13 protein-coding genes are annotated in these 17158 nt (G+C 71.6%); 7 read left to right on the forward strand and 6 right to left on the reverse strand.

Annotation, left to right across the window (positions count from 1 at the left end):
• Positions 1-84 precede the first annotated feature (84 nt).
• The 3 genes from AB0B94_RS23155 to AB0B94_RS23165 are packed head-to-tail and all read right to left on the reverse strand — an operon-like array spanning position 85 to position 3468.
• A complete protein-coding gene (locus AB0B94_RS23155) occupies positions 85-849 on the reverse strand; it encodes a succinate dehydrogenase/fumarate reductase iron-sulfur subunit (RefSeq protein WP_238672004.1) in 765 nt (254 codons plus the stop codon).
• On the reverse strand, positions 846-2783 hold the full coding sequence (locus tag AB0B94_RS23160) for a fumarate reductase/succinate dehydrogenase flavoprotein subunit (RefSeq protein WP_238672005.1): 1938 nt from the start codon (positions 2781-2783) through the stop codon (positions 846-848). Before AB0B94_RS23160 ends, AB0B94_RS23155 begins: the two co-directional genes overlap by 4 nt.
• Before the next feature lies 1 nt (position 2784).
• A complete protein-coding gene (locus tag AB0B94_RS23165; protein ID WP_308193583.1) occupies positions 2785-3468 on the reverse strand; it encodes a succinate dehydrogenase cytochrome b subunit in 684 nt (227 codons plus the stop codon).
• Positions 3469-3551: 83 nt separating this feature from the next.
• Here AB0B94_RS23165 and AB0B94_RS23170 point away from each other — a divergent pair, with 83 nt between their 5' ends.
• Positions 3552-4484, forward strand: coding sequence for a LysR family transcriptional regulator (locus tag AB0B94_RS23170; RefSeq protein WP_357283662.1), 933 nt, complete (start codon positions 3552-3554; stop codon positions 4482-4484).
• Between the two features lie 51 nt (positions 4485-4535).
• Here AB0B94_RS23170 and hrpA read toward each other — a convergent pair whose 3' ends face one another.
• On the reverse strand, positions 4536-8600 hold the full coding sequence (gene hrpA, locus AB0B94_RS23175; RefSeq protein WP_357283668.1) for an ATP-dependent RNA helicase HrpA: 4065 nt from the start codon (positions 8598-8600) through the stop codon (positions 4536-4538).
• A 143-nt stretch (positions 8601-8743) separates the two neighbouring features.
• Between hrpA and AB0B94_RS23180 the strand changes: the two genes are divergently transcribed.
• Positions 8744-9136, forward strand: a complete 393-nt coding sequence (locus AB0B94_RS23180) for a cytidine deaminase (RefSeq protein ID WP_357283672.1) — start codon at positions 8744-8746, stop codon at positions 9134-9136.
• A gap of 4 nt (positions 9137-9140) precedes the next feature.
• On the opposite strand, the gene AB0B94_RS23185 is transcribed toward AB0B94_RS23180, so the two are convergent.
• Positions 9141-9500: a YciI family protein gene (locus AB0B94_RS23185; RefSeq protein WP_357283676.1), complete on the reverse strand. Its 360-nt coding sequence runs from the start codon at positions 9498-9500 to the stop codon at positions 9141-9143.
• A gap of 118 nt (positions 9501-9618) precedes the next feature.
• Between AB0B94_RS23185 and AB0B94_RS23190 the strand changes: the two genes are divergently transcribed.
• The 5 genes from AB0B94_RS23190 to AB0B94_RS23210 are packed head-to-tail and all read left to right on the forward strand — an operon-like array spanning position 9619 to position 15722.
• Positions 9619-11577, forward strand: a complete 1959-nt coding sequence (locus AB0B94_RS23190; RefSeq protein ID WP_357283680.1) for a multicopper oxidase domain-containing protein — start codon at positions 9619-9621, stop codon at positions 11575-11577.
• A 60-nt stretch (positions 11578-11637) separates the two neighbouring features.
• Positions 11638-12684: an iron ABC transporter permease gene (locus AB0B94_RS23195; RefSeq protein WP_238672011.1), complete on the forward strand. Its 1047-nt coding sequence runs from the start codon at positions 11638-11640 to the stop codon at positions 12682-12684.
• On the forward strand, positions 12681-13853 hold the full coding sequence (locus AB0B94_RS23200) for an iron ABC transporter permease (protein ID WP_357283686.1): 1173 nt from the start codon (positions 12681-12683) through the stop codon (positions 13851-13853). The genes AB0B94_RS23195 and AB0B94_RS23200 overlap by 4 nt, the downstream gene beginning before the upstream one ends.
• 19 nt (positions 13854-13872) lie before the next feature.
• Entirely contained in the window at positions 13873-14775 is a 903-nt protein-coding gene (locus AB0B94_RS23205; RefSeq protein WP_357283689.1) for an ABC transporter ATP-binding protein, read from the forward strand.
• Positions 14775-15722, forward strand: coding sequence for an iron-siderophore ABC transporter substrate-binding protein (locus AB0B94_RS23210; RefSeq protein WP_357283692.1), 948 nt, complete (start codon positions 14775-14777; stop codon positions 15720-15722). Before AB0B94_RS23205 ends, AB0B94_RS23210 begins: the two co-directional genes overlap by 1 nt.
• A 225-nt stretch (positions 15723-15947) precedes the next feature.
• Here AB0B94_RS23210 and AB0B94_RS23215 read toward each other — a convergent pair whose 3' ends face one another.
• On the reverse strand, positions 15948-16850 hold the full coding sequence (locus AB0B94_RS23215) for a hypothetical protein (RefSeq protein WP_357283695.1): 903 nt from the start codon (positions 16848-16850) through the stop codon (positions 15948-15950).
• Positions 16851-17158 lie beyond the last annotated feature (308 nt).

The raw sequence follows: 17158 nt of genomic DNA on the forward strand, positions 1-17158 counted from the left end.
AAAGACCAAAGACTGCCCAAACGCCAGACCGCCGTACCCCCAGGAGAGCGCGGGGTACGGCGGTCTGGCGTGCTGCGGTGAACCTCAGGAACCGGGGGTGTTGTTGGCTCCCTTGGCGGTGGCCGCGAGGTAGTCGCGGTTGAGCCGGCCGATGGTGTTCAGCGGGATGCCCTTCGGGCAGGCCGGGGTGCATTCGCCGGCGTTGGTGCAGCCGCCGAAGCCGGCCTCGTCGTGCGCGTCGACCATGCCGATCACCCGGGTGTAGCGCTCGGGCTGGCCCTGCGGCAGCAGCGAGAGCTGGGTGAGCTTGGCGGCGGTGAAGAGCATGCCGGAGCCGTTCGGGCAGGCTGCCACGCAGGCGCCGCAGCCGATGCAGGCCGCCGACTCGAAGGCGGCGTCGGCGTTGGCCTTGGCCACCGGGGTGGAGTGGGCTTCCGGGGCGCTGCCGGTCGGCGCGGTGACGTAGCCGCCAGCCGCGATGATCCTGTCGAAGGCGCTCCGGTTGACGACCAGGTCCTTGACCACCGGGAAGGCGCTGGCCCGCCACGGCTCGATGTCGATGGTCTCGCCGTCGGTGAACTGCCGCATGTGCAGTTGGCAGGCGGTGGTGCCGCGCTGCGGCCCGTGCGCGTCGCCGTTGATCATCAGGCCGCACATGCCGCAGATGCCCTCGCGGCAGTCGTGGTCGAACGCCACCGGGTCCTCGCCAGCGAGGATCAGCCGCTCGTTGAGCACGTCGAGCATCTCCAGGAACGACATGTCCGGGGACACGTCGTCGACCGGATAGGTCACCATCCGACCCTTGTCCTCAGGGCCCTTCTGGCGCCAGATGCGCAGGGTCAGGTTCACTTGTAGCTCCGCTGCGTGGGGTGGACGTATTCGAACTTCAGGTCTTCCTTGTGCAGCACCGAGGGCTCGCCATCGGCGGTGAACTCCCAGGCCGCCACGTACGCGAACCGGTCGTCGTCGCGCTGCGCCTCACCGTCGGGGGTCTGGTGCTCGGCCCGGAAGTGGCCGCCGCAGGACTCCTCGCGGTGCAGGGCGTCGATGCACATCAGCTCGGCCAGCTCGAAGAAGTCGGCCACCCGGCCGGCCTTCTCCAGCGACTGGTTGAGTTCCTCGCCGGTGCCGGACACCTTGACCCGCTGCCAGAACTGCTCGCGCAGGGCACGGATCTCGTCGATCGCCTTGCGCAGCCCGGCCTCGCTGCGCTCCATGCCGCAGTGTTCCCACATGATCTGGCCCAGTTCCCGGTGGAACGAGTCCACGGTCCGGTCGCCGTTGACAGCGAGCAGCCGCTGGACGCGGTCCTCGACGTCGGTGCGCGCCTCGACGGCCGCCGGGTGGCTGGCGTCGACCTTCTCCAGCGGACCGGAGGCCAGGTAGTTGGCGATGGTGGTGGGCAGCACGAAGTAGCCGTCGGCGAGGCCCTGCATCAGCGCCGAGGCGCCGAGCCGGTTCGCGCCGTGGTCGGAGAAGTTCGCCTCGCCGATCACGAACAGGCCGGGGATGTTCGACTGGAGGTCGTAGTCGACCCACAGGCCGCCCATCGTGTAGTGCACGGCGGGGTAGATGCGCATCGGCACCTCGTACGGGTCCTCGCCGGTGATCCGCTCGTACATCTCGAAGAGGTTGCCGTACTTGGCCTCGATGGCCTTGCGGCCCAGCCGGCCGATCGCGTCGGCGAAGTCGAGGTAGACGCCGAGCTTGGTCGGCCCGACGCCCCGACCCTCGTCGCACACGTTCTTCGCGGCGCGGGAGGCGATGTCGCGGGGGACCAGGTTGCCGAAGGAGGGGTAGATCCGCTCCAGGTAGTAGTCCCGCTCGTCCTCCGGAATGTCCTTCGGGCTGCGGTCGTCACCCTTGGTCTTCGGCACCCAGACCCGGCCGTCGTTGCGCAGCGACTCGCTCATCAGGGTCAGCTTCGACTGGTGGTCGCCGGAGACCGGGATGCAGGTCGGGTGGATCTGCGTGTAGCACGGGTTGGCGAAGTACGCGCCCTTGCGGTGCGCGCGCCAGGTGGCGGTGACGTTGCAGCCCTTGGCGTTGGTGGAGAGGTAGAAGACGTTGCCGTAGCCGCCGGAGGCGAGCACCACGGCGTCGGCCATCTCGGTGCTGATCTCGCCGGTGACCAGGTCCCGGACCACGATGCCACGGGCCTTGCCGTCCACCAGGACCAGCTCCAGCATCTCGTGCCGGGCGTTCATCTCGACGTTGCCCAGGCCGATCTGCCGCTCCAGGGCCTGGTACGCGCCGAGCAGCAACTGCTGGCCCGTCTGGCCCCGGGCGTAGAAGGTGCGCTGCACCTGGGCGCCACCGAAGGAACGGGTGTCCAGCAGGCCGCCGTACTCGCGGGCGAACGGCACCCCCTGGGCGACGCACTGGTCGATGATGTTGACAGAGACCTCGGCGAGCCGGTGCACGTTCGACTCCCGGGAGCGGAAGTCGCCGCCCTTGACGGTGTCGTAGAAGAGCCGGTGCACGGAGTCGCCGTCGTTGCGGTAGTTCTTCGCCGCGTTGATGCCGCCCTGTGCCGCGATGGAGTGCGCCCGGCGTGGGCTGTCCTGGTAGCAGTAGGACTTGACGTGGTAGCCCTGCTCGGCCAGGGTCGCGGCGGCCGAGCCGCCGGCCAGACCGGTGCCGACCACGATCACCGTCATCTTGCGGCGATTGGCCGGGTTCACCAGTTTGGCCTCGAAGCGCCGGGTCTCCCAACGCTTCTCGACCGGGCCGGCGGGAGCCTTGGTGTCGGCGAGCGGGTCGCCCTCGGTGAAGAGTTCCATGTCAGGACACCAATCCGGTGAGTACGGCGAACGGGACCACCAGGTACCCGGCGCAGAGCAGCACGGCGAAGATCAGAGCCGCGGTACGCGCCCTGCGCTCGCCGCGCGGCGTCTGCTGGCCGAGGCTGCGGAACGCGCTGAACGCGCCGTGGCGCAGGTGGAAGCCCACCGCGAGGATGGCGAGGGTGTAGAAGAGCGTGACGTACCAGCGCTCCGGGGCGAAGTCGGCGACGACGTTGCCGTACGGCTTGCTCTCGTTGCCGACCGGGTTCAGCGTCCCCGTGGTCAGGTCCAGCAGGTGGTAGATCACGAAGAGCAGGATGATCACGCCACCCCAGCGCATCGTGCGGGCCGCGTAGCTGCCGTTGACCTTCTTGCGGTGGGCGTACTTGACCGGCCGGGCGGCGCGGGCCCGCCGGGCCAGCACCGTGGCGGCCACGATGTGGGCGACGACAGCCACCACCAGCACGGTGCGCAGGATCCAGAGGAACCAGACGCCGGGCAGCAGTGGCTTACCGATGTCGCGCAGCCAGTGCGCGTAGTGGTCGAACGAGGTCTCCCCCGTGAACACCTTGAGGTTGCCGAGCATGTGGGCGATGAGGAACAGCGCCAGCAGGATGCCCGTCACCGCCATGACGGCCTTGAGGCCGACGTTCGAGCGGATGGGCGACCGAGTCTTCGTGATTACCACAGGACCGACGCTAGGAGCACTTCGATCAGTCGTCCAATGCATCAAACTCGCAGTGTTGATAGCCGTAAGCTATTTAGATGCAGCTCCATCAGCTCCGGTACTTCGTCGCGGTGGCCGAAGTACGACATTTCACCCAAGCCGCCGACCTGGTGGGCATCACTCAGCCTTCTCTCAGTAAGCAAATTCACGCTCTGGAGGCCGACCTCGGAGCCCCACTGTTCGAACGGCTAAGGGGCAACATCGCGCTCACCGCGGCGGGTGAGGTGCTGCTGCCGCTGGCCACCCGGATCCTCGCCGACGTGGAGACAGCGACCCGGGAGGTCCAGGAACTGGTCGGGCTGCGCCGGGGCCGCGTCCGCCTCGGGGCCACCCCCAGTCTGGCCACCTCGCTCGCCCCGCCGGTGCTGCGCCGCTTCCGCGACGCGCACCCCACCATCGACCTGCGCGTCGAGGAGGGCGGCTCCCAGGACCTGGTCCGCGACCTGCTCCGCGGCGACCTCGACCTGGCCCTGATCATCATGCCGGCGCAGGGGGCCGACCCGGGGCTGCGGGTCGACCCGATCCTGCGGGAGAGCCTGGTGGTGGCCTCGGTGGGGGAGGTGGCGACCGCGTCGACGACAGGGGAGCTGCGCATCACCGACCTGCGGGACCAGCCGATGGTGATGTTCCGGGAGGGGTACGACCTGCGCGACGCGACCATCCAGGCGTGTCGGGAGGCGGGCTTCGAACCCACCTTCGCAGTGGACGGCGGCGAGATGGACGCGGTGCTCAGCTTCGTCGAGGCGGGGCTCGGCATCGCTCTCGTGCCCGGCATCGTGCTGGCCCGCCGGCCGGGCGTGCGGATCACCCCCCTCGCCCCGCCCGGGGTGCGGCGGACCATAGCGGTGGCCCGTCGGCGCGACGTCGTACCCACCCACGCCGGTCGGGAGCTTCGACGCATCCTGCTCGACTACATCCAGTCGGCGATCGACCTCGGCGAACTGCCCCCGGGCGTCGAGCCACTGACCTGACCCGCCACGGGCCGCCGCCGCGAAGAGGCCGGCAGCGGCCCGTCCGTCGGCTCAGCGGCCCTCGGCGTCGTCCATCGCCCGGTAGATCCGCTGCTCGGAGACGGGGTACGGGGTGCCCAGCGCCTGGGCGAACACGTTCACCCGTAGCTCCTCGATCATCCAGCGGATCTGCCGGACGGCCGACTCCTGGCGACGGGCCGGCGACAGGTTGGCGAGCAGGTCGGCGTACTCCTTCTGCACCACGGCGATCCGGTCCTGCTGCTGGCGGTCCCGCTGCGGGTTGCCGCCCAGCCGCTCCAGCCGACGCTCGATGGCGGTGAGGTAGCGCAGCAGGTCGGGCAGGCGCGCGTACCCGGTCTCGGTGATGAAACCGGCGTGCACCAGCCCGGCGAGCTGGTTGCGGATGTCGGCCAGCGCCGCCACCACGGCGAGGTTACGGGTCGCACCGAGCCGCTGCTCGACGGCGTACGCGGCGGCGAGGACCTTGCGGACCCGCTCCATCACCTCGACGACGGTGTCGACCAGGTCGGCGCGGACCTTCTCGCGCAGAGCCGCGAAGCCGTCGGCGTCCCACGCCGGCCCGCCCGCCACACCGATCAGCCGGTCGATGGCGGCGCCCGCCGCGTCCTCGATCAGCTCCTGCACGCCGCCGTGCGGGTTGCGACTCAACGCCAGCTTCGCCTCGTTGTCCAGCCGCCCCTGCAGGAACCGCGCCGGGGACGGCACTGTGAGCCGCAGCAGCCGGCGGGTGCCGGCCCAGTGCGCCGCCTGCGCCTCGGCGGGGGAGTCGAACACCTTCACCCCGACCGTGGCGCCCTCGTCGACCAGCGCCGGGTACGCGGTGACCGCGTAACCGGCGCGGACCTGCTCGATGGTCCGGGGCAGCGTGCCGATGCTCCACTCGCGCAACCCGGTGCGGGCGATCTCCGGTGCAGCGGCCGCCACCACCTGGCGTACCTCCTGGCGGAGTTGGCGTTGCAGGGCCGGCAGGTCCTTGCCCTCGGCGACCGGCTTCTCGTCGTCGCCGAGGATCCGGAAGGTCACCCGCAGGTGCGCCGGGAGCCTGCCCGGCTCCCAGGCGTCGCGGGGCACTGTCACACCGGTCATCCGGCGCAGCTGGCGGGTGAGCGCGTCCAGCAGCGACTCCTCGCCGGGGGTGATCGCCGCCAGGGCGGCCCGGGCGTAGTCCGGCACCGGAACGAAGTTGCGGCGGATCGCCTTCGGTAGCGAGCGGATCAGCGCGATCACCGTCTCCTCGCGCAGCCCCGGCACCTGCCAGTCGAAGGTCTCCGCCGGCACCTGGTTGAGCAACGGCAGCGGAATGTCCACTGTGACGCCGTCGTCGGGCGTGCCCGGCTCGAACCGGTAGGTCAGCGGCAGGCTCACCCCGTCGGCCTGCCACTCGTCCGGGTAGTCGTCCTCGTCCACCCCCGGTCGGCCGTCGTTGATCAGCAGGTCGCGGGTGAAGGTGAGCAGGTCGGGTTGCTCGCGGCGGGTCTTCTTCCACCAGCTGTCGAAGTGCCGGCCGGAGGACACGTCGGCCGGGATCCGCTGGTCGTAGAAACCGAAGATGGTCTCGTCGTCGACCAGGATGTCCCGGCGTCGGGCCCGGCTCTCCAGCTCCTCGATCTCGCTGAGCAGTCGTTTGTTGTCCGCCCAGAACTGGTGGTGGGTCTGCCAGTCACCCTCGACGAGGGCGTGCCTGATGAACAGCTCCCGGCTCAGCGTCGGGTCGATCCGCCCGAAGGTGACCTTGCGGGAGGCGACCAACGGGACGCCGTACAGGGTGACCTTCTCGTAGGCCATCACCGCGGCCTGCTTCTTCTCCCAGTGCGGCTCGCTGTAGCTGCGTTTGACCAGGTGCTGCGCCAGCGGCTCGACCCACTCCGGCTCGACCCGGCCGGCGATCCGACCCCACAGCCGGGAGGTCTCCACCAGCTCAGCGGCCATCACCCAGCGCGGCGGCTTCTTGAACAACGCCGACCCGGGGAAGAGCGCGAACTTCGCGCCCCGCGCCCCCAGGTACTCGTGCTTCTGGGCGTCTTTCAGGCCGATGTGCGACAGCAGGCCGGGCAGCAGCGACTGGTGCACCTTCGGGGTGTCGATCTCCTCCGGCAGGTCCGCGCCGCCACGGCGGCCCCGGCCGGCGTCCGCGTCGTCCGAGGTGTCGCGGGCCGGCCGCCCACCACGCCGGTCGCCGTCGGAGGGGGTACGCAGCACCTGGCGCAGCTGGCTGACGATGTCCTGCCACTCGCGGATCCGCAGGTAGTTGAGGTACTCCGCCTTGCACATCCGGCGGAACGCGCTGGAGGAGAGTTCCCGCTGCTGCTCGCGCAGATAGCGCCACAGGTTGAGGTAGGCGACAAAGTCCGACTCCTTGTCGGCGAACCGGGCGTGCGCCTGGTCGGCCTGGGCCTGCTTCTCCGCCGGTCGCTCCCGCGGGTCCTGGATGGAGAGCGCGGCGGCGATCACCAGCACCTCGGTGGCGCAGCCGTTGCGTTCGCCCTCGACCACCATCCGGGCCAGCCGCGGGTCGACAGGCAGCTGGGCCAGCCGCCGGCCGAGCGCGGTGAGCCGCTTCGCCGGGTCGGCCTCGGTCGGGTCCAACGCGCCCAGCTCGTGCAGCAGGTTGACGCCGTCGGTGATGTTGCGCTTGTCCGGTGGGTCGATGAACGGGAACGCGGCGAGGTCGCCGAGCCCGATCGCTGTCATCTGGAGGATGACCGACGCCAGGTTGGTGCGCAGGATCTCCGGGTCGGTGAACTCGGGGCGGGATCCGAAGTCCTGCTCGTCGTAGAGGCGGATGCAGATGCCGTCCGAGGTGCGGCCGCACCGGCCCTTGCGCTGGTTGGCCGACGCCTGGGAGATCGGCTCGATGGGCAGCCGCTGCACCTTCAGCCGGCTGGAGTACCGGGAGATGCGGGCGGTGCCCGGGTCCACCACGTACTTGATGCCGGGCACTGTCAGCGAGGTCTCCGCGACGTTGGTGGCGAGCACCACCCGGCGTGAGGAGTGCGCGGCGAAGACCCGATGCTGCTCGGCGGAGGAGAGCCGCGCGTACAGGGGCAGGATCTCGGTGCCGAGTAGCGTTCGCTTCTTCTGCACCAGCTTGCCCAGCGCGTCGGCGGTGTCGCGGATCTCCCGTTCACCGCTGAGGAAGACCAGGATGTCGCCAGGGCCCTCGGCCGCCAGCTCCTCGACGGCGTCGCCGATGGCCTGGATCTGGTCGCGGACGGTCTCCTCGTCGCCGTCGCTGTCCTCCTCGCCCTCGGCGAGCTCGACGAGGGGCCGGTAGCGCACCTCCACCGGGTAGGTGCGCCCGGAGACCTCGACCACCGGCGCTGGCACGCCCTCGGGCTCGTCGGCGGTGGGTGGCCCGGCGAAGTGCCTGGCGAACCGGTCGGTCTCGATGGTCGCCGAGGTGATGATCACCTTGAGGTCGGGTCGTCGGGGCAACAGCTCCCGCAGGTACCCGAGGATGAAGTCGATGTTGAGGCTGCGCTCGTGCGCCTCGTCGATGATCAGCGTGTCGTACTGGCGCAGCATCCGGTCGGTCTGCAACTCGGCCAGCAGGATGCCGTCGGTCATCAGCTTCACCAGGCTGCGCTCGCTGACCTGGTCGGTGAAGCGCACCTTGTAGCCGACCACGTCGCCCAACTCGGTGCCCAACTCGTCGGCGATCCGGTCGGCCACCGTGCGGGCGGCCAACCGCCGGGGCTGGGTGTGCCCGATCAGGCCGTGCACCCCGCGCCCCAACTCCAGACAGATCTTGGGGATCTGGGTGGTCTTGCCGGAGCCGGTCTCGCCCGCCACGATCACCACCTGGTGATCGCGGATGGCATCGGCGATGTCGTCCTTGCGCTCACTGACCGGCAGACCCACCGGGTACGTGATCACGGGCACCGCCGCCTGCCGGGCGGCGAGCCGCTGCTCGGCCCGGACCAGGTCGGCGGTGATCTCGGTCAGCGCCGCCTCCCGACGCTGCGGGTCGCGCAGCCTGCGGACACCGTCCAGTCGCCGCTGGAGCCGGCGCTGGTCGCGGAACATCAGAGGTGTGAGGCGGCTGTGCAGCTCGCGAACGGGGTCGGACGCGACTGGGGCGGTTGGATTCTGCATGTCGTGCCCAAGGATAGGCAGCCCGGCGGCGCACCGCCCCTGGGTTACCGAGCGGCCGGCTCTCCGACGGCCACCTCCGGTCCCTCGACAGCCACGACCGGGCCCTAGAGTTGGCGGCCGACGTCGAGCGCTGGGGGAGCCGGATGGAGATGCGCGACACCGACCGCGCGTTGGTGCAGGCCGCCACGGCGGTCTCCAAACTGCGCTGCCGCAGCCAGCACCACACTGTCGCGTCGGCGGCCCGGACTACGGACGGGCGGGTCTTCACCGGCGTGAACGTCCAGCACGCCACCGGGGGTGCCTGCGCCGAACTTGTCGTGATCGGCACGGCCGCCACGCAGGGCGTCACCGCGCTGGAGACGATCGTCACGGTCGCCGACCGTGGCCGCGAGGTCGTCGCGCCCTGTGACCGGTGCCGGCAGGTGCTGCGGGACTACTTCCCGCAACTGCGGGTGATCGTCGGCCCGATGGACGCCCTGCGGGTGGTCCCGCTCGGTGAGTTGTCGGCGGAGGCCGGCAGCGGCTCGGCCGGCTGACCGGTCAGTCCCCGGAGGCCGCCTCCAGCATCGACTGCGGCACCGGCACGCTCTCGAACCGCAGGGTGCCCTCCGGAAGCAGCCACGACGTGACCCGCGCGACAAGGTGACCGGCCCGCACGGCGGGGTCGTTGGCGAACAGCCCGCGTGCCTCGTCCGGGGCGATGGACAGCACCACGAAACCGCGTAGCTGCTCGTCGTCGGGGTGCAGGAACGGTCCGGCCGCGAGCACCAGCCCCTGCTGCACGAGGCCCGCCTGGTGGGCCAGGTGCGCGTCCCGCAACCGGTCGATCGCGTCCTGCGGCAGCTCCGGCGGGTCCGACGGCCGGCTCAGCAGGACGACCGTGTGCTGGTCGAATCGCATGTCTCCACCTTATGAGGGGAATGTCCCCCTTCTGGGTGTCATCCGTCATCTGTCCGTCCTGTGGTCGTCCGCGAATCTCATTCTCATATCGAGGTGCGGAGCGATTGGGAGGTGCGGCATGGTCACCAGACGTGGGCTGCTCGCGGCCGGCGCCACCGGCGGCGCGGCGGCGCTGATCCCGGCGGGCTGGGCGGCCTCGGGCCGGGCGCTCGCCGCGGCCGCGCCGCTGGACGCCCGGGACATCCCGAAGTACGTCACGCCGCTGCGGATCCCCACGGCCATGCCGACGGTGGCTACCGATCCCGAGCGCGACACGTACGAGATCGCGGTGCGACAGTTCCGCCAGCAGATCCTGCCGCCGTCGTGGCCGCGCACCACGGTGTGGGGTTACGGCTCCACGGCGCATCCGGGCAGCTTCGGCTACCCGGCGCCCACCGTCATGGCGCGGGTGGGCCGCCCGGTACGGGTGACCTGGGTCAACCAGCTCGTCGACGAGCGGGGCGACTACCTGCCGCACCTGCTGCCGGTGGACCCCACAGTGCACTGGGCCAACCCGGCCGGTGGCATCGAGCGTCGGGACCACCACGGGCAGTGGGACGGCAGCCCGCAGGGCTATCGCGGCCCGGTGCCCCAGGTGGTGCACCTGCACGGTGCGCACAGCACGCAGGAGAGCGACGGACACTCCGAGGCGTGGTACCTGCCGGCTGCCCGGGACCTGCCGCCCGACTTCGCCGTTTCCGGCAGCGCGTACCGGGAGTTCCGGTCCCGCTTCGCCGAGCGGTCCGGCCTGCGCTGGGCGCCGGGCTCGGCCACCTTCGAGTACGCGAACGACCAGCGGCCGTGCACCCTCTGGTACCACGACCACGTGCTCGGGCTCACCCGGGAGAACGTCTACGCCGGGCCGGCAGGGTTCTACCTGCTCGGTGGTGGGGACGAACCGCCGGAGGGAGTGCTGCCCGGCCCGGCGCCGACCCGCGACGATGCGCCGAACGCCTCGTACCACGACATTCCGCTGATGATCCAGGACCGCAGCTTCACCGCCGACGGTGAACTGCGCTATCCGACGAGGTACTCCGGCGGCGGTGACGGGCCACCGACCTGGGTGCCCGGGTTCTCCGGCTCCACGATCGTGGTCAACGGCCGCACCTGGCCCTCGTTGACCGTCCAGCGTCGACGCTACCGGTTCCGGCTGCTCAACGCCTGCAACAGCCGATTCCTGCTGCTCAGCGTGGCCGCCCACGCCACGGCACGGCCGGCCCGGCCGGTGCTGCCGGTCTGGCAGATCGGCAGCGACGGCGGTCTCCTGCCCGAGCCGGTGCCGCACGAGCGGGTGACCCTCGGCCCGGCCCAGCGGGTCGACGCGATCGTCGACTTCACCGACGTTCCGGTCGGTACCGAGCTGTACCTGGTCAACGAGGGGCCGGACGGGATGTACGCAGGCGGTCGGCCCGGGGTGGACTTCGACCCCGCCGACCCGCACACCAGCGGGCAGGTGCTGCGCTTCGTGGTCACCGACGCGACCGGCGCGGATTTGAGCGTGCCACCGGAGCAGCTGCGGCTGCCGTCACACCCGCGCCTCGGCCCGGCCCGGCGGGTACGCCGGTTGTCGCTCAACGAGCGGATGTCCGGCGGGTCGATGATCATGCTGCTGGGTGTCCTCGACGAGCGCGGCCGGGGTCTGCCGTTGCGCTGGAGCGACCCGGTGACCGAGCAGCCCGTCCTCGGCGACACCGAGGTGTGGGAGGTGCGCAACTTCACCCGGCACGTGCACCCGGTCCACTTGCACCAGGTCCAGTTCGAGCTGCTCGGCCGGGGGCGTTCGGGCCGGTCGCTGCCGGGCTCGGGCGAGCGGGGGTGGATGGACACCGTGCTCGCGTACCCGTGGGAGGTGACCCGGATCAAGGCGCACTTCGACCTGCCGGGTCGCTACGCCTGGCACTGCCACCTGCTGGAGCACGAGGACAACGAGATGATGCGGCCGCTGAACGTCCTGCCGCGCGGGGCCGCGGCGGCCGGGGACGGTGGCTCGCGAGGCGCACCAACGGAGCCCGGGACGGTATCGACAGACGCCAGTTAGGCCTCTTTCTGCAGCTCGGCTAAGGTTAGGCGAACCTAAGCATGAACGTGCAGGAGATTCGTGACCACCCTCGCCACCCGGCCGACCCCGGCCCGCAACCGGCCCGGCACCCGCACCGGTCGGCGAGTCGCTGTCACCGTCGGGGCCGCGCTGGTGCTGCTGCTCACAGTGCTGGCCAGCTTCGCGCTCGGCAGCCGGCAACTCGGCGTCGACCAGGTCTGGCACGCGCTCGTCGCGCCGGACGGCGGCGACGCCAGCACCATCGTCCGTGAGCTGCGGATGCCCCGGACCGCGCTCGGCCTCGCCGTCGGGCTAGCGCTCGCCGTGGCCGGGGTGCTGTTCCAGGCGCTCACCCGCAACCCCCTCGCCGAGCCGCGCATCCTCGGCATCAGCGCGGGCGCGTCATTCGGTGTGGTGCTCGCGATCTCCGTCTTCGGCGTCGGCACGCTCGCCGGCTACGTCTGGTTCGGCATCGCCGGGGCCCTGATCGCCGGGCTGCTGGTCTTCGCCATCGCCACCCGGGCCCGCGAGGGCGCCAGCCCGGTGACTCTCGCGCTGGTCGGCGCGGCGCTCGACGCCAGCCTGGCCTCCGGGGTGTACGCGCTCCTCAGCATCGACGCCCGCACCTTCGAGGAGTACCGCTTCTGGGTGGTCGGCGGGCTGGCCGGCCGGGACCTGTCGGTCGCCGCGCAGGTGCTGCCGTTCGTCCTCGCCGGACTGGTGCTGGCCGCCCTGGTCGCCCGGGGCCTGGACGCGCTGGCCCTCGGCGACGACGTGGCCCGGGGCCTCGGCCACCGGATCGGTCTGGTCCGCCTCGGTGGCGGCCTCGCCGCCGTGCTGCTGACCGGCGCCGCGGTGGCCGCCGCCGGCCCTGTCGCATTCGTCGGGCTGGCCGTGCCGCACCTGGCCCGTGCCCTGGTCGGCGCGGATCACCGCTGGACCCTCGCCGTCTCCGCACTGCTCGGGCCGGCGCTGCTGCTCGCCGCCGACATCGTCGGCCGGCTCGTCGCCCCACCCGGCGAGATCCCGGCCGGGATTGTCACCGCGCTGATCGGCGCGCCACTGCTGGCAGTGCTGGTCCGCCGCGCCCGGGTGGTGACCGCGTGACCACCACCCGCCGTTCCTCCGGCCCCGCTGACCCGCCCAGCCCCGCCGACCCGGCTGGCCCCGCTGACCCGCCCGGCTCGGCTGGCCCCGCTGGCTTGTCGACCGTCGTGCCCGCCGGCTCGCCTGGTGCCGACGGCGCCCGGCTGGCCGGGCGGTCGCTGCTGCGGATCGGCCCGGTCAGCCTGCTGATCCGCCGACGCGCGGTGCTGGTGGCCGCCGTGCTGACAGTGCTGCTCCTGCTGGCCGTCGTGCTCAGCCTCTCGCTGGGCACCCCGTACGTCGCCCCGGCCGACGTGCTGCGCGCCCTCTCCGGTGCCGGCACGCCGTACGACCTCGTGGTCTTTGATCTTCGGCTGCCGCGGGTCGTGCTGGCGGCGGTGGCCGGCGCCGCCTTCGGCGTGGCCGGCACGCTGATCCAGAGCGTGGCCCGTAACCCCCTCGCCAGCCCGGACGTCATCGGCATCACCCAGGGCGCCGGCCTGGCCGCGACAGTGGCCCTGACCAGCGGAATGGCCGCGGTGCTGGTGGCGCCCACCGCGCTGGTGGGCGGGCTGCTCGCGGCGGTGCTGCTGTTCGCCCTCGGCGCCCGGCACGGGCTGGCCGCACAGCGGTTCGTGCTCGCCGGAGTGGCGGTCGCGTTCGGCTTCCGGGCGCTCACCGAGGTGGTCATGCTCACCGCCGATCCGATCGACGGACTGCGCGCGCAGATCTGGCTGATCGGCACCCTGGCCGGCAAGGGCTGGACCGAGGCCGCCTGGATCGCCGGCACACTGCTGGTGCTGCTGCCGGTGCTGGCCTGGGCCGGCTGGGCGTTGAACAGCACCGCCCTGGACGACGACACCGCCCGGGGCGTCGGGCTGCGTCCGGTGGCCCGCCGGATCGGCCTCGCCGGCACCGGCGTCCTCGTCGCCGCGATGGTCACCGCCCAGGTCGGCGCCGTCGACTTCGTGGCGCTGGTCGCCCCGCAGGTGGCCCGTCGCCTGGTACGCGCCGAACGACCACCGCTGGTCTGCGCGGCGCTGCTCGGCGCTCTCCTGCTGGTGCTGGCCGACCTGGCCGGCCGGCGCCTGTTCGCACCCACCCAACTACCCGCCGGTGTGCTGACCGCCGCGATCGGCGGCCCGTACCTGATCTTCCTGCTGCTGCGCGGCCGGCGGCGGTCGTCGTGACGCCTCAAGGAGTCGTGTGATGCTCTCCACCCGCGACCTGGTCGCCGGCTACGACGAGCGGACCGTGCTCGACGGGCTCGACCTCGACCTGCCCACCGACGCGTTCACCGTGATCGTCGGACCCAACGCGTGCGGCAAGTCCACCCTGCTGCGCACGATGGCCCGGCTGCTCACCCCCCGCCGAGGCACCGTCCTGCTCGACGGCACCGCCATCCGCGACCTGCCGACCCGGGAGGTCGCCCGCCGCCTCGGCGTCCTGCCGCAGAGCCCGCTGGTGCCCGAGGGCGTCACAGTGGCGGACCTGGTCGGGCGCGGCCGACAGCCCTACCAGCGGTGGTGGCGGCAGTGGTCGTCGGAGGACGGCGCGGCGGTGGACCGGGCGATGGCCCTCGCCGACGTCACCGACCTGGCCGACCGGCCGGTGGACAGCCTCTCCGGCGGTCAGCGGCAACGAGTGTGGATCGCCATGACCCTCGCCCAGGACACCGACGCCCTGCTGCTGGACGAACCGACGACCTTCCTCGACCTGGCCCACCAGGTGGAGGTGCTGGACCTCCTGCACCGGCTGCGCTCCGAGCGGGGCCGCACCGTGGTCGCCGTCCTGCACGACCTGAACCAGGCCGCCCGCTACGCCGACCACCTGGTCGCCATGCGCGCCGGCGCAGTGGTCGCCGCCGGCCCGCCCCGGGAGATCCTCACCGCCGACCTGGTCCGCGACGTCTTCGGGCTGGCCTGCGTGGTGGTGCCCTGCCCGGTGACCGGCGCACCGCTGGTGGTGCCCGCGTACACGGCTGGTAACGCTCCGGCTCCGGCCGTCGCTGGTGACCACCTCTCGTCGACGGCGTCCGTGCCGGACGCCCGACCCTCCACCGGCGACGCGGCCAACCCGCTCGCCGGCTCGCACCCCTCGAAAGGACTCTGATGCGTCGTCTCGTCGCAGCTCTCGTCGCGGCCGTCGCCCTCGGTGCCGGCCTCACCGCCTGCGGTGAGAGTGACCCGGTCGCCGGCTCCACCACCGGGGAGACCCGGGAGATCACCCACGCCATGGGCACCACCAAGGTCCCGGCCGAGCCCAAGCGCGTCGTCGTGCTCGACACCGACAAGATCGACACGGCGCTCTCGCTGGGCATCACGCCCGTCGGCGCGGCCACCGCCGGTGAGGCGAAGAGCTGGCCCACCTACTTCGGCGCGGACAAGCTCGCCGGCATCAAGGAGGTCGGGGTGCTCACCGAGCCCGACCTGGAGGCGATCAACGCGCTGAAGCCGGACCTCATTCTCGGCAGCAAGTTCCGCCAGGAGAAGTTCTACGACGAGCTGGCCGCCATCGCGCCGACCGTGTTCACCGACAAGGTGGGCATCACCTGGAAGGACAACCTCCTCCTCGACGGCAAGGCGCTCGGCCGCGAGCAGCAGGCCAAGGATCTGCTCGCCACGTACGAGAAGCGGGCCAAGGACTTCGGCGCGACGCTCGGCGACGCCTCCGCGCGCAAGGTCTCCATCGTGCGGTTCCTGCCCGGCAACATCCGGGTGTACGGCCCGGACTCGTTCTCCGGCATCGTCATCGGCGACACCGGCCTGGGCCGCCCCGAACGGCAACTGCTCGCCAACAAGGAGGACAAGCGTTTCGACCTGGTCAGCCCCGAGCGGATCAACGAGGTCGACGGTGACGTCATCTTCGTGACCGCGTACGGCGACAAGGCCGCCGCCGAGCAGACCAAGGTCGCCGGCGGGACGCTGTGGAAGGGCCTCGGCGCGGTCAAATCCGGCAAGGCGTACCCCGTCTCCGACGAGGTCTGGATGACCGGCATCGGCGTCGGCGCGGCCAACAAGATCCTCGACGACCTGGCCAAGTACCTCCCGGCCGCCTGACACCCCCACCAGCGCCGCCCGGACGAAGGCACACACCCCGCGGTACCCGCGCGGGGCACGTACCCGGTCGAGGCGCGCACCCGCGCGGGGCACGCTCCCGCGGGAGGCGCGCACCCGCGCGATGTGTGCGCACCAGTGCGCCGGCTCATGATCGTGCTCGATCCAGGAAGTAGTGGCCTCCCCGTCCAGGGAGGCCACTACTTCCATGTTCGAGCGCGATCATCGTCAGCGGGGGGAGCGCGAGCGTGCCCGTAGAGCGGCCCGGACCTCGGCGAGGAACCCATCGAAGTCGTCCCGGAGGCGCTTGGCGGTCAGGTGCAGCACGATCCAGTGGCCGCCGAGCAGTCGGTTGAGGCGTTGGCGGTCCCGATGGAACTGCTCGGGGTCGTCGTGCCAGAGTCCGTCGTACTCCACCGCGACCTTGAACTGCGGCCACGCCAAATCCAGGCGGGCCACGAATCGGCCCTGCTCGGCCACTACCCACTGAGTCTCCGGCCTCGGCAGGCCGGCGAGCACCAGCCCGACCCGGGTGCGGGACTCCTGAGGGGACTCCGCGCCCGCGTCGGCGAGGTCGACCGCGCGTAGCAGCGATCGCCAGCCGCGTCGACCGGCCCGGCTCAGCGCGTACTCGCGCAGGGCCGGCACGGTCGTCAGCCGGTTGGCCAGCATGGCGTCGATGACGACCACCGCCTCGATCACATCAAGCCAACGGGCCAGGTCCCAGCAGGTACGCGCCGGGCTGGTCACCGTGACCCCGGCCCGGTCCACGGTGTCGCCGGAGTCGATCTCCCCGTGGTGGACCCGGATGCCGGCGCTCGGGCCGATCCGGCTGGCGGCGGGAACGAGGACGTCGACCGGCTCGCTCGCGCTGGGCTTCCCGCAGCCGTACAGGCCGGCGGCAGCGCGCCCCGCGATAGCCGCTCCGGGTGGGACCAGCCAGCGTCCGACGGCGGTGCATCTGATGGTGTGGGTGATCGCGATCTGGGCATCGGCGTAGACGTCGCGGAAGAGCGGTCGCCACGCCGAGCTGCGTAGCTCATTGCGGGTCAGTAGGCCTCGCGAGACGGCGGTCGAGCCACGGAAGACCCGACCCCGTAACTGCGGCGGCCGACGAGGAATTTTCGGCATGGGCCTCAGGCTGGCCGAACTCCCACGCGTCACGCTGCCCCTGTGGATAACCGCAGCCACCACTCCGGCGCCGGCGCGCGTCGTTATCCCCATGATCGCGCTCGAACATGGATGTAGTGGCCTCCCCAGAAGTGGAAGCCACTACATCCTGGATCGAGCGTGATCTTGCCGGGCGTGCGCGTGGCGCGTGGCGCGTGGCGCGTGGGGCGTGGGGCGTGGGGCGTGGGGCGTGGGGCGTGGGGCGTGGGCGTGGGCGTGGGCGTGGGGCGTGGGCGTGCGCCCCGAATCTCGACGCGTGGGATGTCGTC

The sequence above is a fragment of the Micromonospora sp. NPDC048986 genome (assembly GCF_040649335.1).
GTDB classification, from domain to species: Bacteria; Actinomycetota; Actinomycetes; order Mycobacteriales; family Micromonosporaceae; genus Micromonospora; species Micromonospora alfalfae.

Coding starts and splice junctions, on each gene's coding strand:
- AB0B94_RS23215 (WP_357283695.1), bottom strand. CDS start 16,850: ATGCCGAAAATTCCTCGTCGGCCGCCGCAGTTACGGGGTCGGGTCTTC.
- AB0B94_RS23190 (WP_357283680.1), top strand. CDS start 9,619: ATGGTCACCAGACGTGGGCTGCTCGCGGCCGGCGCCACCGGCGGCGCG.
- AB0B94_RS23170 (WP_357283662.1), top strand. CDS start 3,552: ATGCAGCTCCATCAGCTCCGGTACTTCGTCGCGGTGGCCGAAGTACGA.
- AB0B94_RS23210 (WP_357283692.1), top strand. CDS start 14,775: ATGCGTCGTCTCGTCGCAGCTCTCGTCGCGGCCGTCGCCCTCGGTGCC.
- AB0B94_RS23180 (WP_357283672.1), top strand. CDS start 8,744: ATGGAGATGCGCGACACCGACCGCGCGTTGGTGCAGGCCGCCACGGCG.
- AB0B94_RS23160 (WP_238672005.1), bottom strand. CDS start 2,783: ATGGAACTCTTCACCGAGGGCGACCCGCTCGCCGACACCAAGGCTCCC.
- AB0B94_RS23185 (WP_357283676.1), bottom strand. CDS start 9,500: ATGCGATTCGACCAGCACACGGTCGTCCTGCTGAGCCGGCCGTCGGAC.
- AB0B94_RS23205 (WP_357283689.1), top strand. CDS start 13,873: ATGCTCTCCACCCGCGACCTGGTCGCCGGCTACGACGAGCGGACCGTG.
- hrpA (WP_357283668.1), bottom strand. CDS start 8,600: ATGCAGAATCCAACCGCCCCAGTCGCGTCCGACCCCGTTCGCGAGCTG.